This window comes from Kitasatospora sp. NPDC004669 (assembly GCF_040609455.1).
Lineage (GTDB): Bacteria > Actinomycetota > Actinomycetes > Streptomycetales > Streptomycetaceae > Kitasatospora.
In genome coordinates, this window is record NZ_JBEXKB010000110.1 from 1 (window position 1) to 19,738 (window position 19,738).

The following is a 19,738-nucleotide window of genomic DNA, read 5'->3' on the forward strand; positions in this document are numbered from 1 at the left end:
ACTCGCGGGTGGCCGGGTCGCCGCGGAACACCACCCGGTCGTAGCCGCCCGGCTCGACGTAGCCGACGTACTCCATCCCGAGGTCGTACTGGTCGGTGAAGAAGTACGGGATCCGGTCGTAGACCGCGTCCGGCTGCCCGAGCATCGCCCGGGCGGCGGTCTGCGGCTGGTTGAGGGCGTTGGCCCAGTGCTCGACCCGGATGTGCCGGGCGAACAGGGGGTGGAAGGCGTTGGCCACGTCGCCGGCCGCGTAGACGTCCGGGTCCGAGGTGCGTAGCTGCCCGTCGGTCTTGATGCCGTTGTCGACCTCCAGCCCGGCCGCCTCGGCGAGTCCGGTGGCGGGGGAGATACCGATGCCGACCACCACCGCGTCGGCCGCCACCTCGGTGCCGTCGCCGAGCCTCACGCCGCTCACCGTGCCGCCGGTGCCGGTGAGTTCGCTGACCTGGACGCCGAAACGCAGCTCCACGCCGTGGTCGCGGTGCAGGTCGGCGAAGACCTGGGCGACCTCCCGGCCCAGCACCCGCAGCAGCGGCAGCTCCATGGCCTCCAGGACGGTCACCTCGGCGCCCGCCGCACGGGCGGCGGCCGCGACCTCCAGGCCGATCCAACCGGCGCCGACCACCGCGATCCGGGCGCCGGGGCGCAGCGCCGCCTTGATCCGGTCGCTGTCCTCGACCTGGCGCAGGTAGAACACGCCGTCCTGGTCGGCGCCGGGTACGGGGAGCCGGCGCGGCACCGAGCCGGTGGTCAGCAGCAGCTTGGCGTACTCGACCCGGCCGTCGTCGGCGAGGGTGATGGTGTGCCCGGCCGGGTCGATCGCGGCCACCGGCGTGCCCAGGCGCAGCGTGACGTCGTGCTCGGCGTACCACTGCGGCGGGTGGACGTAGATCTTCTCCCGGGACTCCTTGCCGAGCAGGTAGCCCTTGGACAGCGGGGGCCGCTCGTACGGGCGCTCGTGCTCCTCGCCGACCAGGACGATGCCGCCCCGGTACCCGGCCTCGCGCAGCGCCTCGGCCGCCTTGGCGCCGCCCAGGGACGCCCCGACGATCACGATCGGACGCTCACGCCCGTTGGCCGCTCCGGTCGCGCCGCTCGCTCCGGTCGTGCCGCTCGCTCCGGTCGTGCCGCCCGCTCCGGTCGTGCCAGCCGTGCCCGCCATGCTCAACTCCTTGCTCTCCGCCGCAGATCACGGGTCAGCCTGCCGCCGTGCGGGTGGCCTGTCGAGACCGCGACGGGCGCGCCGCGTCATGCTCGCCCGTTCGGGTGAACGCGTGGGCCTACGCGGTCATCGCGTCCCTGACCAGGGCGGTGTCGGTGAACTGCTCGAAGCGGACGATCCGGCCGCCGCGCACGGTGAAGTGGTGGGCCACCCGGACCGCGAGCGGCTTTCCGGTGCCCTTGTGGACGGCCGTGTAGCGGGCCAGGACGACGACGTTCTCGCCGTCCACCACGTAGGTGTCGTCGTGCGCCGTCCAGCCGTCCCACTCGGCGGCCAGGCGCTCCATGACGTTGGCGGTGACACCCTTCGGGGTGCGGTGGGTGCCGGCCAGCGGGAAGCCCGCCATCTCGGTCCACTCGACGTCCTCGGCGAGGGTGGCGCGCAGCGCGGACAGGTCGCCCCGGGCGGAGGCCAGGTACTGGCGGCGGACCACGTCGGCGGGGGCGGCGGACTCGGCGAAGCCGGCGACGTCCCGGGGGATCTCGATCATCGCGCGCTCAACCCCAGGCCATCTCGCCCATGGCGACCTTGGTGCCGAGGTCGACCGCGATCAGCAGCCCCAGCTCCGGGAAGCGCCGCTCCAGCGCCTCCTTGGCGGCGGCCGCGTCGGCGGCCCGGCCGAGTTCGGTCTCGAAGGCGCGCAGGTAGGCGCGGGTGTGGTCGATGGCGTTCAGGTCGGTGGGCGCGTCGGCGACCCGGTGGCCGGCCGCGACCCAGGTCGGGTGGAGCGCCTCGATGCCGTCCAACAGGTCGATCCAGGCGGAGCGTTGAGCGGACGACGGGGTGTCGGCCGTCCACACGTGCAGGCCCTCGAAGAGCAGCACCCCGCCGAGCACCGCGCGGTGGTGGTGCTGCCAGAGGTAGTGCCGGTCGGGCAGGTGGAAGTCGGCGCCGCGCACCTCGAACCGGTGGCCCTCGAAGACGATCTCGTCCCCGGGCATCACCTCGGGCCGGACCAGCCGGGTGGGCAGCTCGGGGCCCAGGTGGGACCAGGCGCGCAGTTTGGCGTCGAAGGTCTCCTGGATGTGCTCGACGGTGCTGGCGGTGGCCAGGAAGCGGGCCTGCGGGAAGGCGTCCTGGACCTCCTGGGCGCCGAAGTAGAAGTCCGGGTCGCCGTGGCTGACGAAGACGGTGGTCAGCCGCTTGCCGCTGGCGCGGACCCGCTCGACCAGGCGGCGCCCGTCGGAGCGGGTGAACCCGGCGTCGACCAGCAGGGCGTCGTTCGGTCCGGTGACCAGGACGGAGGTCTTGTTGAGCGAGCTGTCGGGGCTGTCGATGATCTCGAACTCGAGTGCGCTCATGCTAGGGAGTCCTTCCTCGGGCCGGGCACGCCTCGTCGCAAGCATCAGCGGTGGGTGCCCGGTCCGCATCCGGAAGGTCAGTGCCGGGTCCAGAGCGTGAGGTCGCTGCTGGTGGCCACCGCGAGGGTGCGGCCGGTGGGGGAGAAGCCGGTGGCGCGCAACTCGGACCAGCTCGCGTGGAAGACGTGCCACCACGCCGTGCCGTGCTCGCCGCTCCAGGGGCCGGCCGTCAGCAGGACGCGGTGGCTCGGCCACTCCGGGGAGATCACCTCGACACCCCAGCCGCCCGCGGCCCCGTTGTGCAGGCCGCCGCCCCACATCCCGGCCACCGGGATCCGGAGGTCTGCGACCGGGCCGATGCCGGGGCAGGAGAGGTCCGGACCGGTCGGGTCCTCCTCGGGGTCGTACTCGCGCTCCAGCTTCTCGCCGGTCACCGCGTCGAACAGGCCGTGCCCGCTGCTGGAGACCGTCAGCACCAGGTCGTGTCCGGTCTCCGGGTGTACGGCGAAGCCGATGCCCTGTAGCGCGCCGACCGGGATCAGGCCCCGGCCGACGGACCGCCAGGGCCTCGGCGGGGGCGTCACCTCGGTGGCGGCGGTGATCCGGTCGTGGAGCTGCTGCTGGAACGGGGTGAGGGCCATGCTGATGATCATCCCATTCGGCTCGGGCTACTCGGTCTCGGCCGGTCCCAGCCGCAGCACCGCCAGCGCCCCGACCGCCGTGGTGACGGCGAGGCAGGCCCACAGCGACCCGGGCCCGGTGGCCAGCAGTGCCGTCAGCACCGCCGGCGCCGCCGCCCGGCCGACCCCGCTGGACAGCTCCCAACGCGCCAGCGCCCGCCCGAGCAGGTGCGGTGGGGCCGAGGCCGTCACCAGGGCCGTACCCGAGCCGCTGTAGAGGATCTCGCCCAGCGTGTACAGCACGGACACCACCGCGATGCCCGCCGCCCCCGGCGTCCCGCCCAGCGATCCGGCCGCCCAGAACCCCAGGTAGGAGACCGCCAGCACCGCCCCCGCCGCCGCCAGCACGCCCCGCCGCGAGCGGTTCGCCAACCGCAGCACCAGCGCCAGCTGCAGCGCGATCACCAGCACGGTGTTGCCCACGAACACCCCCGAGGACCAGGCCGGGGAGGCGTGCAGCTGCAGCACCAGCAGCGCGGGCAGGGCCACCTCCAGCACGTCGAAGCAGAAGGCGTACGGCAGATTGGCGAGGCTCAGCAGGGTGATCCGGCGCAGCCGCTCGCCCGTCGCCCCGGTGTCCCCCGCCTGTTCGGCCACCTTCTGCGGTGCCCGAACCCGCAGCGACCCCACCAACACGGCGGCGACCAGGCAGGCCACGCCCGTCACCCCGGCCAACACCCGGATCGCGTCCGCACCGCCCGCCACCGCCACCGCGGCCAGCAGTGCGCCCGTGCCCAGACCGGCGTTGCGCACCGACCGCCCGGCGGCCAGCGCGGCGTCCCGCAGCCGCCCCTCGGTCAGCGTGCTCACCACGGCGGCGTGGGCGGTCGGCCAGGACTGGCTGCCCACCCCGAACAGCACGGCCGCCAGTGTGAACGGCGCCAGCCCGTCAGCCGTGAGAAGGGTGAGCGCGCCCGCCGCCCGCAACACCAGCGTCACCGCGGCGGGCAGGGTGCGGGCGCCGCGGTCGATCCAACGACCGGTCAGCGGCACCATCAGCAGACCGGCCACCATCCCGGCCGACAGCGCCAACCCGACCGCCCCGGCACGCAGGTGCAGCACCTCGACGCCGAACAGCAGCAGGAACGGACGCAGCATCCCGCCGCCCACCGCGTCCACCGCCAGCGCCACCGCGTACCGGGGACCACCGGCGGCCGTGATCAGGCTCAGCAGAGCGGACGGGCCGCCGCGGCCGGTACCGATCGGAAGGGCGGGCCGCTCGCCTTTGGGGGCGGCGGCGTGGTCATGGACGGACTTCTCCTGGATCACACTCATGGCCGGTACGGTCTGCCCTGGTGGGGGCGCCTGGCACGTCGATTGACGGTTAGCGTCAATCGACGCGGGACGTGGTTTCCGGGGGTGGCAGGATCGGTCGCGTGAGCGAGCGAATCATCGAGGGGTGCGTGTGGGCGAATGCCCCTGCCGAGCGCAGCGAGGTGGGCGCGTGAGTGAGCGGAGCGAGCGAATCATCGAGGGGTGCGTGTGGGCGAATGCCCCTGCCGAGCGCAGCGAGGTGGGCGCATGAGTGTGACGATCGACATCACGGGCCTGCCCGAGGAGCGCCTGCTCTTCTCGCCGTCCCCGCTCGCCGAGCTGAACGCCATGCTGCACGTGCTCGCCGAGCCCGCGCACCACCCCGCGCTGCACGGCTGGGTGAGCTGCACCGCCGCGACGATCCCGCCGGAGCTGTCCGAGCGGCTGCTGGAGGCCGACTTCCTCTGGCGCTCCTCGCGCGCCGACTTCCTCGTCCCCGGCCTGCCCGGCGCCACCCTCGCCGAGGAACTCGACGCCGTCGACCGGATCGACGACGAGCAGTTCGTCGCCGGTGCCCTCGTCACCACCTGCGGCGCCTCCCGCTTCACCCGTCCGATGGCCTCCCCGCTCACCGACCCCGCCGCCAACGAGCGGGCCCGCGACCTCGCCCTCGCCCGAGGCCCCCGGCAGGCGGCCTTCGCCGACCGGCTGCTCGCCGACCCGACCACCGTCCGGGCCCTGGTGCGGCGGATGCTGGAGGACTGCGAGTCCGCGTTCTTCGCCGACGCCTGGCGGCGCGTCCTGCCCGACCTCGCCGCCGACGCCCGGCGCAAGGCCGACCTGCTCGCCCGCCGCGGCCTCGCCGAGGCCGTCGGCGACCTCTCGCCGTCCGTCAGCCTCGACCAGGGCAGCGACGGGCGGCGGCGGATCGTCATCGACAAGCTCCAGGACAGCACCACCAGCGGCACCGCCGCCGGGGGCGTCACCTTCATCCCCACCGTCTTCGGCCGTCCCCACCTGCTGGCCGTGTACGCCTACGGCTGGCGGCCCGTCCTCCAGTACCCCGTCGCCGAGGCCGGGGTGGCCGAGCCCGTCTCGCTCGCCCTCGTCCAGCAGCGCCTGGAGGCGCTCGCCCACCCGATCCGGCTGCGCCTCGCCCGTACCATCGCCCGCGGCCCGCACACCACCGGCGAACTCGCCACCGCCTGGCAGCTCAGCGCCCCCGAGGTCTCCCGCCACCTGGCCGTGCTGCGCAAGGCCGGGCTGCTCATCACCGAGCGGCGCGGACGGTACATGCTCTACCAGCTGGACCTGGCAGGCAGCGCCCGGCTCGGCTCGGACTTCCTGGAGGCGCTGCTGCGGTGAGTTGTCGCGACGGGAACAGCCGTACCGGCGGGAACAGGAGTTGCCCGGAACTCGTTCGTCCGGTCATGACCGATGACGCTGCCGCTGTTGCCCCGTCCGAGATCCTCCGTTACGCCGCCTTCTCCACCCGCCCCGAGGGCGGAAATCCGGCCGGCGTGGTGCTCGACGCCACCGGACTGACCGACGAGCGGATGCTCGCGATCGCCGCCGAGCTCGGGTACTCCGAGACCGCCTTCCTCACGGCGGGGGATCTCCAAGGCTCCTACCGCGTACGCTACTTCAGCCCGCTCGCCGAGGTGCCGTTCTGCGGGCACGCGACCGTCGCCTCCGCCGTCGCGCTGGCCGAGCGGACCGGCCCCGGGCGGTACGTGTTCACCACGGCGGCCGGTGACGTCCCGGTCGAGGTCGAGCGAGGCACCGACGGCCTGCTGCGGGCGACCCTCACCAGCGTCGAGCCGAAGACCGAGGAGGTGCCGGACGCCGACATCGCGGAGGCGCTCGCCCTGCTCGGCTGGTCCGCCGCCGACCTCGATCCGGCCCTGCCCCCGCGGATCGCCTACGCCGGAGCCCGGCACCTGGTCCTCGCCGCCGGCACCCGCTCCCGCCTGGCCCGACTCGACTACGACTTCGACGGGCTGGCCGCCTACATGCGCGCCCGCGACCTGACCACCTTGCAACTCGCCTGGCGTGAGGCCCCCGAGGTCTTCCACGTCCGCGCCCCCTTCCCGGTCGGCGGCGTGGTCGAGGACCCGGCCACCGGCGCCGCGGCCGCCGCCTTCGGCGCGTACCTGCGCGAGCAGGGCGCGGTCACGGCCCCGACGGTCCTGACGCTGCACCAGGGCGAGGACCTGGGCCGCCCGGGCGTGCTGCGGGTCGAGCTGAGCGCGGAGGACACCCGGGTACGGGTCTCCGGCGCGGCGGTGGCGATCCCGTAGAACGGCTTCGCGCTAGCCTCCGGCCGGTGACCACGCTCTTGGAATCCATGTTCTCCTTCGCGGCCACCGGTCGGATCGGCCCGCTCCGGCTCGGCATGCCGAGCTCGGAGGCGGACCGGCTACTGGGCCTGGCCGGGCCTACGTCGTCGCCGTTCAAGGACGGCAGCCTGGAACTGTGGGTCGGCCCTGACCGGACGGTGCGGCTGCTGGGCTTCGACTCGGTGGACGGCTGCTTCTCGCCCCCCTCCTGGCTGGGAGCGGCGGCCGGGGCACAGGTCGAAGGCCTGAGCCGCACGGCCGTGCTCGACGGACTCGGCAGGCTCGGTTGCGCCTGGCGCCACGACGAGGCGCTGACCTTCGACGACCAGGCCGCCGTCCTGACCGAGTCCGGCGTCTCCGCGGTCTTCACGCGTCGTCAGTCGGCGGCGGACGGATGGGTGCTGTACAGCCTCTATGCGTCGGTGGGCAGTTGAGTGCACGCTCTTGTACCTACTAGTATGTACGGGCGTGTGTGAGTGAATCGGTCCCGGCCGACCGGCGGAGAGGAAGCCGAGATGCCCTTTGTCCGGATCGACGCCCTGCGAGCCGACGCCGCACGGCTGGACGCGCTCGGCCGCGCGGTGCACGAGGCCCTGATGGACACCATCGGCATCCCGCCGGAGGACAACTTCCAGGTGCTGGTCGGCCACGACGGCGCCAACAGCGCGCTGCGCTACGGCGATTACCTCGGCGTGCACCGCGACGAGGGCATCGTCTACATCGCGATCACCCTGCGTGCCGGCCGGTCCCCCGACCAGAAGCGGGCGTTGTACCGGCGGATCGCCGAACTCGCCGAGCAGTACGCGGGCACCGAGCCGCGGAACGTGTTCGTCACGCTCACCGAGAACGCGTCGATCGACTGGTCCCTCGGCAACGGCCTGGCCCAGTACGCCCCGTCCGCCGGTCCGGAGCGTTAGAGGGGGAGCACCATGCCCTCCTCGGCCGCGATCACCTCGCCCGCGAACCCGCTCGCGGCCTCCGCCGTCCACCGGGTGCGGTCGCTGCCAGGCCAGAAGTGGGTGAGGAGCAGGCGCTTCGCGCGGGCGCGGGTGGCCCAGGCTCCGGCTTCGACGGTGCTCAGCAGGAGGGGGTCGCGGTCGGGGCCGTGAAGGGTGGCTCCGGCGATGAACAGGTCGGCCTCTGCGGCGAGTTGGACAAGTTCTGTGGAAGGTCCGGCGTCGCCGCTGTAGGTGAGGGTGAGCCCGGGCGCGGCCAACCGCACGCCCGCGTGCGGGACATGATGCGGCAGCGGTGCGGAGTCGAGCCGGAACGGCCCGAGGTGGTGGCTGCCGGACGGGAGCGGGTGGATGTCGAAGACATCGGGGAGGTCCTCGGTCGGCTCCATTGCTTGGACCCGGGCGATCACCCCGGGCGGGCAGTAGAGCGGCAGCCGGGCGCCGCGCTGCTCCGCGAAGTAGCGGGCGCGGCACAGGGCGCTGAGGTCCGCGCAGTGGTCGGGGTGCTCGTGGGTGATCACCACAGCGTCCAACTGTCCGGCACCGCAGTGCTCCTGCAGCCGGGGGAAGGTCGCGTAGCCGAGGTCCAGCACCAGCCGGAACCCGTCGTACTCCACCAGGAAGCCGCTGGCACCCCGCCCGGCCTCGGGCCAGGCGCCACACGTTCCCAGCACCGTCAGTCTGCGCACCGGCCGATGATCTCACGTGCCCGCAGGCGTCGGTCGCGCCGGAAAACCGTTCGCGTCCGGGTGTCTCCGTGGGTGAAGCTGCCCGGATGCAGCGAGCGAACAGCCGGTCCGTGACGGTCGATCTCACCTACGGGAACGATTACTTCGGGCAGTTGGGCCCGTTCGAGGTGGAGCTCGGCTGGTGGTCCTCCGTCGACGGGGTGGTCACCCGGGCGACCGAGCTGGCCGGGGTGCCTGTGCTCGTGGCGCGGCTGATCGACGGGCACAGTGAGGACCCGGGCCACGGCGGCCTGGTCCGCTACCACGCCGAGGCGATTCGGCGGCCGACGGCACTCAACTCCCGCCCCCTGGACGGCGAAACGGCCGCACTGCTCGCCCCCGACCCGCTGCGCGCGGCCTGGGCGACGCCGGAGGGTGTGCGCGAGGCCCTGGCCTGGGCGGAGGCGGAGCTCGCGGCGGTGGGTCGCCCGACTGCCGCACCTGCCCGGCAGATCCGGACCTGGAACCTCTCCGGCCTCTTCCGCCTCCCCACCGCCACCGGCACCGGCGCGTGGCTGAAGACCACCACCCCCGCCTTCAACGCCCGTGAGGGCGAGGTCATCGCACTGCTCGGGGGCGTCGACCCGTCCCTCGTCCCGACCGTCCTCGCCGCCGACCCGGCGCGCGGGCGGCTGCTGCTCGACCACGTCCCCGGCGAGGACTGCTGGAGCCCGTCCGCAGCCACCGTCGCCGACGTCGTCCCCCGCCTGGTGGCCGCCCAGGCGACACTCGCCGACCGTCGAGCCGCCCTCGCGGGCTTGCGCGACCGTACACCCGGCACGCTGCTCGCCCAGCTGAGGGCACTGCTGGACCGGCTCCCCTCCGTGACCGACATGACGCCCGAGGAACTGGGCCGTCTCCGGGCCTTCGCCGCTGAGAACCTCCCCGGGCTGCTGGACCGGCTGGCCGCCTGCGGTCTCCCGGAGACACTGGTGCACGGCGACTTCCACCCGGGCAACTGGCGCTCCGACGGCGCGACTTCGGTCGTCGTCGACTACGCCGACGCCTGCCTCGGCCACCCCGCCCTGGACGGCCTGCGCCCCCGTGCCTACCTCACCCCGGAGGCCTGGCAGCACCACGCCCGGGTCTGGGCGAACGCCTGGCGGCAGCACGCCCCCGGCTCGGACCCGCACCGGGCACTGGACCTCGCCGAGCCGCTCTACCACCTGTCCTACGCGCTGCGCTACCAGGAGTTCCTGGACCACATCGAGCCCAGCGAACGCCCGTACCACGAGGGCGACCCGGCCGCGGAGCTGCGCGCCGTGCTCGCCTGCGCGCAGCCGTCCTAGACGAGACGGAAGGTCGGTTCAGGATCCTGGCAGGACACCGCGCCGGAAGAGCCCCGGTGCCGCCTGCCGCCTGCTGCCGCAGTCGCAGCAGGCGGCACCGGGTGGCACCCGGTGGGCCGGGACGGCGCCGAGCAGAGCCGGTCGGCACCGGGGGTACCCGGCGGACCGGGGGCCGCTACTCCGCCGGGGCGATCCGGTACCCGCCACGCGCCGAGTGGAGGGCGAGTGCCTCGACCGGGCAGAACTCGACCGCCTTGGCCAGCCCGTCCGTCAACTCGGCTCCGCGGTCGGCGTATTCGGCCACCGGCTGGGCCCGGCCGTCGGCGTCCAGGACCAGCGAGCCGGGGGCGCTCAGCGCGCACATCCCGGAGCCGATGCACCGGTCCCGGTCGACCCGGACCACCACGGCCTCGGCCTCCGCGGAGCCCGTCACCAGGCGACCCGCAGCGCGTTGGGGCTGCGGGTGAGCAGTCCGCGCCGCCAGTCGATCCGGTCCACCGGGTCGGCCATCCGCAGCGCGGGCAGCCGACGGGCCAGCCGGTGCAGGGCGAGTTCGAGCTCCATCCGGGCCAGCCAGGCGCCCAGGCAGTGATGCGGGCCGGCACCGAAGGTGAGCATCGGCGCGGCCAGCGGGGAGAACAGCTCGGTGCTCAGGTCCCCGGTGTAGACCGCCGGGTCCTGGTTGGCGGCGTTGGCGTCGGCGGCCACCACGCTGCCGGCCGGGATCACCACCCCGCCGATCTCCACATCCTCCACCGTGCGGCGCAGCAGTCCGGGCATGTGCTCCTGGGCGTCGCCGAGCGGGACGGCGCGCAGGATCTGCTCGGTCGCGGCGGCGGCGCTGGTCTCGTCGGAGGCGAGCCGCTGCCAGGCCTCGCGGCCGTCCTCCAGCAGGTAGACCAGGGCGTTGCCGAGGCTGGTCATCGTGGTCTCGTGCCCGGCCACCACCAGACCGATGACCAGCGCGATCAGCTGCCCCTCGGCGATCGAGCCGTCCTCGGCGGCGGCCGCGAGCAGGCTGCTGACCAGGTCCTCGCCGGGGGCGGCGCGGCGCTCGGCGATCACCTCGGCGCCGAAGGCGGAGAACTCGGTCATCGCGGTGCCGATCGCCTCGGCGGTGTAGGCGGTGGTGGACAGGGCGTGGTCGCTCCAGTGGGCGAGCCGCTTGCTGTCGAGGTTGTCCAGCCCCATCAGACGGCTGATCACCGCGACCGGCAGTGGACGGGTGTAGGCGGCGACGATGTCGGCGGGGGAGCCGTGCTCGATCAGCTCGTCGATCAGCGACTCGACCACCGAGGCCACCCAGGGCTTCCAGCGGGCGATCGCGCGCGGGGTGAACGCCCGCTGCACGGTGCGGCGCAGCCGCTGGTGCTCGCTGCCGTCGATGTTCAGCATGCTCTGCGGGTCGTCCAGGATGTTCGGCGTGACCGTGACCGGCGGGGCGTCCGGCGCGTAGAGCGGGGCGCGGCCCATCCTCGGATCGGTGAGCACCTGCCGTACGTCGGCATGCCGGCTGACCAGCCAGACCGGGGTGCCGGTGGGCAGCACGGCGAGCCGCGGCGGGCCGGGTTCCAGGTGGCGCAGGCAGTGCAGCGGGGGGAGCGGGGCGGTGCCGGTGCCGGCACCGGTCGCACTGTTCTCGGTGGACATCCGTACTCCAGACTCCAGGTCAGCGGGCCGCGCGGGGCGGTCCGACGGGGGGTGATCCGGGATCGTGCGGGGGACGGGCGGTTCGGCCGGGGCGGCTCGACTCGGGGCCGGGGGGTGTTGGGTGGACAGCCGGATCCTCGGGGCCTCAGGACCGGGGTTCGGGTGGACCGGGGACGCAGCTCGCGCAGGGGCGCGGGCCCGTGCGCGGGTGGCGCGAAACGTGCGGAGGCGTACGGTCGGTACGCGCCCGGCACGGGCGGCGCGCGGTGGCGTGCCGTCAGGTGGGGCGGGTGTGCTGAGCGTGGTCGCGTGGACCGCTTCTGCTACGACCGTACGTGGGCGGCGGGCCACCCGTCTGCGGCACTTCCAGCCAACGGCGGCGCTTTCCAGGCAGTTCGTTGCACGCTGACGGGCGCTCGGCGTCACCCACGCGCCCCTGATGCGGAGCCGCGCCGGGGCGGGCGCCGCGTGAGACGTGGTCAGGCGACGGATATGCGCCTGGCACATGCGATGAGGCGGATCACCCGACCCGGTCCGAGGGCGGCCGACCGGGTGGGCGCTACGCTTCGTGGGCAGATCCACTGGAGTCCTTTTACCTCTGATCTTGGCCAGTGCTCCTGCGTTTACGCCGGAGGTGAAGGCCATCCCTCACCCGGAGGCGCGGAGCGCCGAGATTCTCTGTGCCCCTGGGATGGCGTCAGGCCGTCGGGCGTTGCTGATTCTCGATGTATTGGCGTACGACGGTGAGAGACGCACCGCCGCATGAGCCTGCGAAGTACGAGCCGGACCAGAAGCGGCCGTCCCACAGGTAGCGGCGGACGTGGCTGCCGTACTCCTGTCGGAGCCTGCGGGAACTGACGCCCTTGAGACTGTTGACCAGCTTGGAGAGCTGGACCTTGGGCGGGTAGTGCACCAGCAGGTGTACGTGATCCTGCTCGCCGTTGAACTGCTTCAACTCGGCCTCGAAGTCCGTACACACGTCCCGCATGACCTCTTCGCAGCGGGTCAGCATGGCGTCGGTGAAGGCCCCGCGCCGGTACTTCGTGACAAAAACCAAGTGGACGTGCAGGTTGTGGACGACGTGACGACCAGTGCGCACATTGGGATTTGGCTTCCATCGCGGTGACATGAACCAAGATGCTACGGTGACCATCGTGCAGCTTCGGTACGGCTTCCGCACCTACCCGAGTGCCGGTCAGTGCGCGTCGCTGGCAAGGTCGTTCGGGTGTGCTCGGGTGGTCTTCAATGACGCGCTCCGCGTCCGTGAGGACACCCGCGTCGCTGGGCTACCGTTCGTCACGTCGGCCGAGCTTTCCAAACGGCTGACGGCCTCGAAGAAGACCCCCGAGCGTGCATGGCTCGGCGAGGTGTCGTCGGTGATCCTGCAACAGTCGTTGCGGGACCTGGACACCGCATACCGGAACTTCTTCGACGGCATCAAGGGCAAGCGCCCGAAGACGGGACCACCCCGGTTCAAGTCCCGCCGGGACAACCGGCAGGCGATCCGCTTCACCGCCAATGCCGGGTGGAGAATCACCGACGGCGGGAAGCTGCGCCTGCCGAAGATCGGCGACGTACGGGTGAAGTGGTCGCGGTCCCTGCCGTCGGTGCCATCCACGGTGACCGTGGTCAAGGACGCCGCCGGGCGGTACTTCGCCTCCTTCGTGGTCGAGACCGACCCGGCCGCCGACCTTGAGCTGATGCCCGAGGCTGACGCCACGGTCGGCATCGACCTGGGCCTCACCCATTTCGCCGTGCTCTCGGACGGCCGGAAGATTGACGGCCCGAGGTTCCTGCGTCGCGCGGAGAAGAAACTGAAGCGCGCACAGCAGGCTCTGAGCCGCAAGGCGAAGGGGTCGAAGAACCGGGACAAGGCCCGTGTCAAGGTCGCCCGCGCTCACGGCCGGGTGGCCGATGCGCGGCGCGAGTTCCACCACCGGCTCTCCACCGAATTGATCCGCGAGAACCAAGCGGTCGCCGTGGAAGACCTGGCGGTCAAGGGACTCGCCCGCACCCGCATGGCCAAGTCCGTGTACGACGCCGGATGGTCGGCGTTCGTCACCATGCTGGAATACAAGGCCGGCCGGTACGGGCGCGCCTTCCAGCGCATAGGCCGCTTCGAACCGACCTCGCAGGTCTGCTCGAACTGCGGCGTCAAGGACGGCCCCAAGCCCCTCGGCATCCGCGTATGGACGTGCGGGGCGTGCGGGACCGTCCTCGATCGGGACATCAACGCGGCGGTCAACGTCGCCAAGGCCGCCGGACTGGCGGCGTCAGCCTGTGGAGCGCAGGTAGGACCGGAACGTGTTCCGGCGCAGCGCGGTGAAGCAGGAACCCACCCGGAGCCCCGCCCGACAACGGCGGGTCAGACGGGAATCGCCCTCCTTTAGGTGGGCGAGGATGTCAAAGTTCTTCTGCAGTCGTTTGTCGCAGGTCACGCCGGTGCAGAGCCGCACCGGCCGACGGAGGTGGAATCGGATGCCCCAGCAGGTCAAGGCTGTCATCGCGCGCGCCAAGGGCGCGCCCGTGGAGGTGACCACGATCGTGGTGCCGGACCCGGGGCCGGGCGAGGCGGTGGTCCGGATCCAGGCTTGCGGCGTCTGCCACACCGACCTCCACTACCGCGAGGGCGGCATCAACGACGAGTTCCCGTTCCTGCTCGGCCACGAGGCCGCGGGCATCGTGGAGTCGGTCGGCGAGGGCGTCACCGAGGTCGAGCCCGGTGACTTCGTCGTCCTCAACTGGCGCGCGGTGTGCGGCCAGTGTCGCGCCTGCAAGCGCGGCCGCCCGCAGTACTGCTTCAACACCCACAACGCCAAGCAGAAGATGACACTGCTGGACGGCACCGAGCTGTCCCCGGCGCTGGGCATCGGCGCGTTCGCCGAGAAGACCCTGGTCGCCGCCGGCCAGTGCACCAAGGTCGACCCGGCCGCCGAGCCGGCCGTCGCCGGCCTGCTGGGCTGCGGCGTGATGGCGGGCATCGGCGCCGCGATCAACACCGGCAACGTCGGCCGGGGCGACTCGGTCGCCGTGATCGGCTGCGGCGGCGTCGGCGGCGCGGCCGTGCTGGGCTCCCGGCTGGCGGGCGCGGCGAAGATCATCGCCGTCGACATCGACGACCGCAAGCTGGAGACGGCCCGCACGCTCGGGGCCACCCACACCGTCAACTCCCGCACCACCGACCCCGTCGAGGCGATCCGCGAACTCACCGGCGGCAACGGCGCGGACGTGGTGGTGGAGGCGGTCGGCCGCCCCGAGACCTACCAGCAGGCCTTCTACGCCCGGGACCTCGCCGGCACCGTCGTCCTGGTCGGCGTCCCGACCCCGGAGATGACCCTGGAGCTGCCGCTGCTCGACGTCTTCGGCCGCGGCGGCGCGCTGAAGTCCTCCTGGTACGGGGACTGCCTGCCGTCCCGCGACTTCCCGATGCTGATCGACCTCTACCTCCAGGGCCGCCTGGACCTCGGCGCCTTCGTCACCGAGACCATCGAACTCGACGCGGTGGAGCAGGCCTTCGAGCGCATGCACCAGGGCGACGTCCTCCGCTCGGTGGTGATCCTGTGACCTCCGCCCGCATCGACCGGCTGGTCACCGCCGGGACCTTCGAGCTGGACGGCGGCAGCTGGGAGGTGGAGAACAACGTCTGGATCGTCGGGGACGACCGGGAGGCGGTGGTGATCGACGCCGCGCACGACGCCGGGGCGATCGAGACCGCCCTCGGTGGGCGGCTGCTGCTGGCGATCGTCTCCACCCACGCGCACAACGACCACATCGACGCCGCCCCGGCCCTGGCCGAGCGCACCGGTGCGCCGATCCTGCTGCACCCGGACGACCTGCCGCTGTGGAAGCTCACCCACCCCGAGCGGCTTCCGGACGGCGAACTCGCCGACGGGCAGCGGATCGAGGTGGCCGGCACCGTGCTGACCGTGCTGCACACCCCGGGCCACGCGCCGGGCGCGGTCTGCCTGTACGCGCCCGAGCTGGGCACCGTGTTCACCGGCGACACCCTGTTCCGCGGCGGCCCGGGCGCGACCGGCCGCTCGTTCTCGCACTTCCCGACCATCATCGAGTCGATCCGCGAGCGGCTGCTGTCGCTCCCGGCCGAGACGGTGGTGCGCACCGGCCACGGCGACCCGACCACGATCGGCGCCGAGGCCCCGGCCCTGCCGGAGTGGATCGCGCGCGGGCACTGAACCCGGATCGGGCGCTGAAGCGGGATCGGGCACGGAAGCCGGACCGGTGCGGCCCCCGGGAAGTTGATCGTTTCCCGGGGGCCGTACGATCGCGATCATGGCCCATGACCCGCGCGACCTCGACGAAGCCTTCCTCGCCTTCTGGCGCGAGCGGCACATCTCCACCCTGACCACCACCCGCCCGGACGGCTCGCCGCACGTGGTGCCGGTCGGCGTGACGTTCGAGCCGGAGACGGGCGTCGCCCGGGTGATCACCAGCCGCACCAGCCGCAAGGCCCGCAACGTGGCGGCCGCCGGGCCGGAGGGCCTGCGGGTGGCTGTCTGCCAGGTGGACCGGGCCCGCTGGTCCACCCTGGAGGGCGTCGCCGTGCTGCGGGACCAGCCCGAGCAGGTCGCCGACGCGGAGCGCCGCTACGCCGAGCGCTACCGCACGCCCCGGGAGAACCCGGACCGGGTGGTCATCGAGATCACCGTCGAGCGGGTCCTCGGCCGGGCCTGACCGCCGGGGTCGGTCACTCGGCGAGCGCCGGGGCGATCCGGCGCAGCACGGAGGGCCAGCCCTGCCCCATGCCCTGGTGGGCCTGCCGACCCATCGGGGTGTCCAGGTCGAAGCCCGCGTGCTCCAGCAGCAGCCGCGTCCCGTGCCCCTCGGGCACCAGCCGCCAGGTGACGGTGGTGTCCAGCGACCCCTCGGCGAAGCTGTACTTCAGCAGCCGCTCCACCTCCACCTCGACGACCTCGCAGGGCTGCTGCCCCCACGGCCCCATGTCCAAGGTGAACCGGTGCCCCACCACCGCCTTCACGTCCCCGGGGGCCCACCACCGCGCGTGCAGCTCCGGATCGGTCAGTGCCTCCCACACCCGCGCCGGTGGGTACGGCAGGAACTCGTCGCAGTGGATCGCGGCCTTCTCGGTCATGAACCCTCCTCGTCCAGGAGCTCGCGCAGCGAACGCATCCGCTGCCTCCAGTACTTCTCGAACGGATGGAGCCACTCCTCGACCTCGGCGAGCGGCCCGGGCTCCAGGTGGTAGTACCGATGCCGCCCGCGCGGCTCCTCGCGCACCAGCCCCGCGCCCCTGAGCACCGCCAGGTGCTCGGAGACCGCGGGCCTGCTGAGCTCGAAGTCACCGGCCAGCTCCCCGGCCGCCCGCGGCCCGCCCCGGAGGCCTTCCAACAGCTTGCGCCGTACGGGATTGGCCAGCGCGCTGAAGACATCGACATCCGCCATGTCCCCAGCATGTGTCGGAGGGCTCCGACGTGTCAACTTCTTCCGACGCATTCTCTGGCTTCGGCCGACGGAGCGTGTGTCTGCGGAAGGCAGGTCCAGCCGCGGTGTGTGGGCACGCGGGTTGCGATCGTCGACCAGGGCGCGACCGGCGCGGACAAACCGCGAACTACATCCCTCGGCGGCCGACGGGCCCCGCCGCTCGGGCCCGGTGACCTCGGATCCGTGACCTTGCTACGACTGCAGGGAGGGGGTGTTCCTGATGAAGCTGTCGAACCCCAGCGGGGGGCGCCCGAGCAGCTCGGCGACGTCGTTCGTGGCCCGGTCGTACCGATTCTCGCGGTGCAGCCGCGCCATCGTGGCGATGTGGTCGAGGACGTGGGGCGGCAGGTCCTGCTCCTTGAGGTCGCGTTCCAGCCACTCCTCGTACGGCACGTCGACGTAGGTCACGGCACGGCCCAGCGCAGTGGAGAACTCGGCCGCGATGGTCGCCATGTCGCGGGAGCGCGCTCCGGTCAGTTCGTAGACGCGGCGGGACGGCGGAGCCGGGTCGAGCAGGAGGTGTGCGATGACCTCCGCCACATCGGCCGCGGCGACCGGCGAAGTCCGGGCGGAGCCGAACGGGAGGCGGATCGTGCGGTCGCGCAGGATCGAGGCGACAGCGACCCGGGCGAAGAGCGGATTCTCCATGAACACCGTGGGCCGGACATGGACGACCGGCACACCCGACCAGTCGAGGACGTGCTCGGCCAGCCAGTGCAGCCGCTGTTGCCGGGATTCGGTATCGCTGGTGAGGTCCATCTGCGAGACCGTCATCTGCGAGATGCTCACCAGCAGTTCGAGACCGCCGCCTTCCCGGGCGGCCGCAGCGACCGTCGTCGCAGCCTCCAGGTACGCGGGCGACACGCTCATCCCGAAGTAGGCCCGGCGGCAGCCCGCCAGCGCCTCCACCACGTCGGCGCCACGCGTGAGATCGCCGACCACCACGTCCACGCCGGCCATGGCCCGCAGAGCCAAGGCCCGTTCGTCGTCGTGGTGTACGAGGGCCCGGACCGGCACGCCCTCGGCATGCAACCGGTCGAGGACCGTTCGTCCGACTCCGCCGACGCCGCCACCAACGCCGGTGACAAGGACGGGCTGGGAACGCATCGTCGATCGCCTCCTGTCTTCCGGACCGGGCGTCCGGTCCGCTCGGGACGGCCCCGCGGGCTGTCCGGCGTGTCACCCACGCGGCCACAGCCGGCCCGCGGCGAGGGCGAGCGTGCCGTGGAAGACGCCCCTCGTCATGCGCCGCCGGCACCATCGTCGACCTCGGCGGCGACACAGACCGGGCCGCCACCTCCTTCACCGTACCCGCGGCAGCAGTACGCCGCAGGCGCGTCGACGATCGGGGCGGTCGGTTCACGGGTGCCGGGCGGGGTGCGGGTGGGGTCGTGGAGGCCGTCCACGGCGCGCGTCCGACGACCGGGCGACGCGACCGGCCGCGTGGTGCCGTCGCCGGGTTCCACCCGGTCACCCGCAACGGACCCCGCATCGACCTCGATTCTACGCGGTCGCCAGCTGCGGGGGCATCGCGCCGCCGAGTAGGCTGATCAACCGGGCGAGCAGAGCGTCGAGTTCGCGACCGACTTCGGAGATCCGCTCGTCGTGGTAGCTGGCGAACAGCAGGCTCGGCTGGTCGACCGCCAGTTTCGTGTCGCCGTCGGGGTCGGCGTAGAGGAGAGTGCGCAGCGGCGCGTGCAGCATGACCGATGGGTCGTGACGGAACATGCGTTCGGCGATGGTGTGGTTGCCCATCAGGTACTGCGTGGCCTTCCAGGGGGAAGGCGATCCGGCCATCAGGGCGGTGACGTCGCTGCGGTGGTAGCGCATGAACCCGTACGGGGCGTTGATCTCGGCGAGTTCGCGCGTGGCGTGCCAGGAGGCCATCTGGAAGAAGCGGGCCTGATCGACCTCCGGGACCAGGGTCTCGTACTGCTCGCGAGCCGCGTCGTACGGCTGCGGGAGCGCCACGACGAGGCGCCGGGCGGGGTGGTCGACGGTCGTGGTGTGCGTGGTCATGGCTGTGCTTCCTCCGTGCCGGAGCGGACCAGTTCCACGTTGTGGATGTCGAGGGTGATGGACGCGGGCATGGACCACGCTCCTCCGGTGGTGTGTACCTCCACCAAGGTTGACCGAAGCTCTTGACTGTCGCACGCGGCGCTGGACGTCAGGCGTCCCGGGGGCGGCTCGCTCGGGCAGTGGGAGCGGCGCAGCGGCGAGGTCTGCCGGAGCCACCGGAGCGCTCGCCCGAGTCGGGCCGGAGCCCGAATGGACCGGTTCGCCACGCAAGACGGGTTGGAGTTGCGACGTGGATCGAGTACCCGCAGGCTGTTTATCCGGTGTGCGGCCATGATGACGCGAAGAAGGGATCAGGCTGCAGAACCATGTGCACCCGATCGATCCTCCCGAACGTCGGTACGGGTGACGTGTGCCGCCGTACGGGCCGGTATCCCGGTGCGTTCCCGTCGTGACCGTCCAACGGCCGCCTCGGCACAGAAAGCCGTAGACGGGAACCGGTTTCGCAATCCCCGTCGCTCTGCAATCCCCGTCGGACTCCGCGGCAGATGTCCTCTCGGCGGCATGCGCCACGGACTCCCCTCTCGATCCGCAGTCTCCGCTGACCGCCTGCTCCGCAGTGGTCCAAGTGATGCACCCGAACGGTCCAACGCATTCGATATGGCCATCGGTTGCCACAGCCTGCCACCAGTGAGAAGGAGCCATCGAAATGAACGGAAAGCAGAAGACAGTCGCAATCCTGACGGGGACCGTGCTGGCGGCCGGACTCACCAGTCCGGCCTTCGGTGCCACCGCCCCCGCCGCTGTGTCACCGACCACGAGCGCCGCCGCTGCGGGGTCCGG

Annotated in this window: 22 protein-coding genes; 9 read left to right on the forward strand and 13 right to left on the reverse strand. The window is 72.5% G+C overall.

What is annotated here, in order from left to right; all coding sequences use genetic code 11:
• The 5 genes from ABZW30_RS43240 to ABZW30_RS43260 form a co-directional block, all read right to left on the reverse strand.
• Positions 1-1,162, reverse strand: a 1,162-nt coding sequence (locus ABZW30_RS43240; RefSeq protein WP_355676815.1) for an FAD-dependent oxidoreductase, incomplete at its 3' end; no start/stop codon positions are given.
• Positions 1,163-1,280: 118 nt separating this feature from the next.
• Positions 1,281-1,712, reverse strand: a complete 432-nt coding sequence (locus ABZW30_RS43245) for a nuclear transport factor 2 family protein (RefSeq protein WP_355676816.1) — start codon at positions 1,710-1,712, stop codon at positions 1,281-1,283.
• Positions 1,713-1,719: 7 nt separating this feature from the next.
• A complete protein-coding gene (locus ABZW30_RS43250) occupies positions 1,720-2,523 on the reverse strand; it encodes an MBL fold metallo-hydrolase (protein ID WP_355676817.1) in 804 nt (267 codons plus the stop codon).
• Between the two features lie 77 nt (positions 2,524-2,600).
• Positions 2,601-3,164, reverse strand: coding sequence for a hypothetical protein (locus tag ABZW30_RS43255; protein WP_355676818.1), 564 nt, complete (start codon positions 3,162-3,164; stop codon positions 2,601-2,603).
• Between the two features lie 27 nt (positions 3,165-3,191).
• Positions 3,192-4,478: an MFS transporter gene (locus ABZW30_RS43260; protein ID WP_355676819.1), complete on the reverse strand. Its 1,287-nt coding sequence runs from the start codon at positions 4,476-4,478 to the stop codon at positions 3,192-3,194.
• A gap of 246 nt (positions 4,479-4,724) precedes the next feature.
• Here ABZW30_RS43260 and ABZW30_RS43265 point away from each other — a divergent pair, with 246 nt between their 5' ends.
• From ABZW30_RS43265 to ABZW30_RS43280, 4 genes are all read left to right on the forward strand, one after another.
• Positions 4,725-5,822, forward strand: coding sequence for a DUF5937 family protein (locus ABZW30_RS43265; RefSeq protein WP_355676820.1), 1,098 nt, complete (start codon positions 4,725-4,727; stop codon positions 5,820-5,822).
• A 65-nt stretch (positions 5,823-5,887) separates the two neighbouring features.
• Positions 5,888-6,757 (forward strand): PhzF family phenazine biosynthesis isomerase, encoded by an 870-nt coding sequence (locus ABZW30_RS43270; RefSeq protein ID WP_355676821.1) that lies wholly within the window; start codon positions 5,888-5,890, stop codon positions 6,755-6,757.
• A gap of 26 nt (positions 6,758-6,783) precedes the next feature.
• Positions 6,784-7,230, forward strand: coding sequence for a hypothetical protein (locus tag ABZW30_RS43275; protein ID WP_355676822.1), 447 nt, complete (start codon positions 6,784-6,786; stop codon positions 7,228-7,230).
• Positions 7,231-7,311: 81 nt separating this feature from the next.
• Positions 7,312-7,713: a tautomerase family protein gene (locus tag ABZW30_RS43280; protein ID WP_355676823.1), complete on the forward strand. Its 402-nt coding sequence runs from the start codon at positions 7,312-7,314 to the stop codon at positions 7,711-7,713.
• Here the strand turns inward: ABZW30_RS43280 and ABZW30_RS43285 are convergent.
• A complete protein-coding gene (locus ABZW30_RS43285; protein WP_355676824.1) occupies positions 7,710-8,441 on the reverse strand; it encodes an MBL fold metallo-hydrolase in 732 nt (243 codons plus the stop codon). The genes ABZW30_RS43280 and ABZW30_RS43285 overlap by 4 nt on opposite strands.
• A gap of 86 nt (positions 8,442-8,527) precedes the next feature.
• On the opposite strand from ABZW30_RS43285, the gene ABZW30_RS43290 reads away from it, so the two are divergent.
• Entirely contained in the window at positions 8,528-9,769 is a 1,242-nt protein-coding gene (locus ABZW30_RS43290; protein ID WP_355676825.1) for a phosphotransferase, read from the forward strand.
• A 175-nt stretch (positions 9,770-9,944) separates the two neighbouring features.
• On the opposite strand, the gene ABZW30_RS43295 is transcribed toward ABZW30_RS43290, so the two are convergent.
• From ABZW30_RS43295 to tnpA, 3 genes are all read right to left on the reverse strand, one after another.
• Positions 9,945-10,202, reverse strand: coding sequence for a ferredoxin (locus ABZW30_RS43295; RefSeq protein WP_355676826.1), 258 nt, complete (start codon positions 10,200-10,202; stop codon positions 9,945-9,947).
• Entirely contained in the window at positions 10,199-11,419 is a 1,221-nt protein-coding gene (locus ABZW30_RS43300; RefSeq protein WP_355676827.1) for a cytochrome P450, read from the reverse strand. Before ABZW30_RS43300 ends, ABZW30_RS43295 begins: the two co-directional genes overlap by 4 nt.
• Positions 11,420-12,116: 697 nt before the next feature.
• Entirely contained in the window at positions 12,117-12,548 is a 432-nt protein-coding gene (gene tnpA / locus ABZW30_RS43305; protein WP_355676828.1) for an IS200/IS605 family transposase, read from the reverse strand.
• Positions 12,549-12,573: 25 nt separating this feature from the next.
• On the opposite strand from tnpA, the gene ABZW30_RS43310 reads away from it, so the two are divergent.
• The 4 genes from ABZW30_RS43310 (at position 12,574) to ABZW30_RS43325 (ending at position 16,111) form a co-directional block, all read left to right on the forward strand.
• Positions 12,574-13,809 (forward strand): RNA-guided endonuclease TnpB family protein, encoded by a 1,236-nt coding sequence (locus ABZW30_RS43310; protein ID WP_355676836.1) that lies wholly within the window; start codon positions 12,574-12,576, stop codon positions 13,807-13,809.
• Positions 13,810-13,897: 88 nt separating this feature from the next.
• Positions 13,898-14,983 carry an S-(hydroxymethyl)mycothiol dehydrogenase gene (locus ABZW30_RS43315; RefSeq protein WP_355676829.1) on the forward strand — a complete coding sequence of 362 codons (1,086 nt, stop codon included), beginning with the start codon at positions 13,898-13,900 and terminating at the stop codon, positions 14,981-14,983.
• Positions 14,980-15,612, forward strand: a complete 633-nt coding sequence (locus ABZW30_RS43320) for an MBL fold metallo-hydrolase (protein ID WP_355676830.1) — start codon at positions 14,980-14,982, stop codon at positions 15,610-15,612. The genes ABZW30_RS43315 and ABZW30_RS43320 overlap by 4 nt, the downstream gene beginning before the upstream one ends.
• 97 nt (positions 15,613-15,709) lie before the next feature.
• Entirely contained in the window at positions 15,710-16,111 is a 402-nt protein-coding gene (locus ABZW30_RS43325; RefSeq protein ID WP_355676831.1) for a TIGR03618 family F420-dependent PPOX class oxidoreductase, read from the forward strand.
• A 13-nt stretch (positions 16,112-16,124) separates the two neighbouring features.
• Here ABZW30_RS43325 and ABZW30_RS43330 read toward each other — a convergent pair whose 3' ends face one another.
• The 4 genes from ABZW30_RS43330 to ABZW30_RS43345 form a co-directional block, all read right to left on the reverse strand.
• Positions 16,125-16,529: an SRPBCC domain-containing protein gene (locus ABZW30_RS43330; protein ID WP_355676832.1), complete on the reverse strand. Its 405-nt coding sequence runs from the start codon at positions 16,527-16,529 to the stop codon at positions 16,125-16,127.
• Positions 16,526-16,840 carry a metalloregulator ArsR/SmtB family transcription factor gene (locus ABZW30_RS43335; protein ID WP_355676833.1) on the reverse strand — a complete coding sequence of 105 codons (315 nt, stop codon included), beginning with the start codon at positions 16,838-16,840 and terminating at the stop codon, positions 16,526-16,528. Before ABZW30_RS43335 ends, ABZW30_RS43330 begins: the two co-directional genes overlap by 4 nt.
• Before the next feature lie 231 nt (positions 16,841-17,071).
• A complete protein-coding gene (locus ABZW30_RS43340; protein ID WP_355676834.1) occupies positions 17,072-17,986 on the reverse strand; it encodes an NAD(P)H-binding protein in 915 nt (304 codons plus the stop codon).
• A gap of 396 nt (positions 17,987-18,382) precedes the next feature.
• Positions 18,383-18,898, reverse strand: coding sequence for a DUF302 domain-containing protein (locus tag ABZW30_RS43345; RefSeq protein WP_355676835.1), 516 nt, complete (start codon positions 18,896-18,898; stop codon positions 18,383-18,385).
• Between the last annotated feature and the right edge of the window lie 840 nt (positions 18,899-19,738).

What these genes read in the sequence shown, in the direction of transcription:
- ABZW30_RS43245 (WP_355676816.1), bottom strand. Translation starts at nt 1,712, where the DNA reads ATGATCGAGATCCCCCGGGACGTCGCCGGCTTCGCCGAGTCCGCCGCC.
- ABZW30_RS43250 (WP_355676817.1), bottom strand. Translation starts at nt 2,523, where the DNA reads ATGAGCGCACTCGAGTTCGAGATCATCGACAGCCCCGACAGCTCGCTC.
- ABZW30_RS43255 (WP_355676818.1), bottom strand. Translation starts at nt 3,164, where the DNA reads ATGGCCCTCACCCCGTTCCAGCAGCAGCTCCACGACCGGATCACCGCC.
- ABZW30_RS43260 (WP_355676819.1), bottom strand. Translation starts at nt 4,478, where the DNA reads ATGAGTGTGATCCAGGAGAAGTCCGTCCATGACCACGCCGCCGCCCCC.
- ABZW30_RS43265 (WP_355676820.1), top strand. Translation starts at nt 4,725, where the DNA reads ATGAGTGTGACGATCGACATCACGGGCCTGCCCGAGGAGCGCCTGCTC.
- ABZW30_RS43270 (WP_355676821.1), top strand. Translation starts at nt 5,888, where the DNA reads ATGACCGATGACGCTGCCGCTGTTGCCCCGTCCGAGATCCTCCGTTAC.
- ABZW30_RS43280 (WP_355676823.1), top strand. Translation starts at nt 7,312, where the DNA reads ATGCCCTTTGTCCGGATCGACGCCCTGCGAGCCGACGCCGCACGGCTG.
- ABZW30_RS43290 (WP_355676825.1), top strand. Translation starts at nt 8,528, where the DNA reads ATGCAGCGAGCGAACAGCCGGTCCGTGACGGTCGATCTCACCTACGGG.
- ABZW30_RS43300 (WP_355676827.1), bottom strand. Translation starts at nt 11,419, where the DNA reads ATGTCCACCGAGAACAGTGCGACCGGTGCCGGCACCGGCACCGCCCCG.
- tnpA (WP_355676828.1), bottom strand. Translation starts at nt 12,548, where the DNA reads ATGTCACCGCGATGGAAGCCAAATCCCAATGTGCGCACTGGTCGTCAC.
- ABZW30_RS43315 (WP_355676829.1), top strand. Translation starts at nt 13,898, where the DNA reads ATGCCCCAGCAGGTCAAGGCTGTCATCGCGCGCGCCAAGGGCGCGCCC.
- ABZW30_RS43325 (WP_355676831.1), top strand. Translation starts at nt 15,710, where the DNA reads ATGGCCCATGACCCGCGCGACCTCGACGAAGCCTTCCTCGCCTTCTGG.
- ABZW30_RS43330 (WP_355676832.1), bottom strand. Translation starts at nt 16,529, where the DNA reads ATGACCGAGAAGGCCGCGATCCACTGCGACGAGTTCCTGCCGTACCCA.
- ABZW30_RS43335 (WP_355676833.1), bottom strand. Translation starts at nt 16,840, where the DNA reads ATGGCGGATGTCGATGTCTTCAGCGCGCTGGCCAATCCCGTACGGCGC.
- ABZW30_RS43340 (WP_355676834.1), bottom strand. Translation starts at nt 17,986, where the DNA reads ATGCGTTCCCAGCCCGTCCTTGTCACCGGCGTTGGTGGCGGCGTCGGC.
- ABZW30_RS43345 (WP_355676835.1), bottom strand. Translation starts at nt 18,898, where the DNA reads ATGACCACGCACACCACGACCGTCGACCACCCCGCCCGGCGCCTCGTC.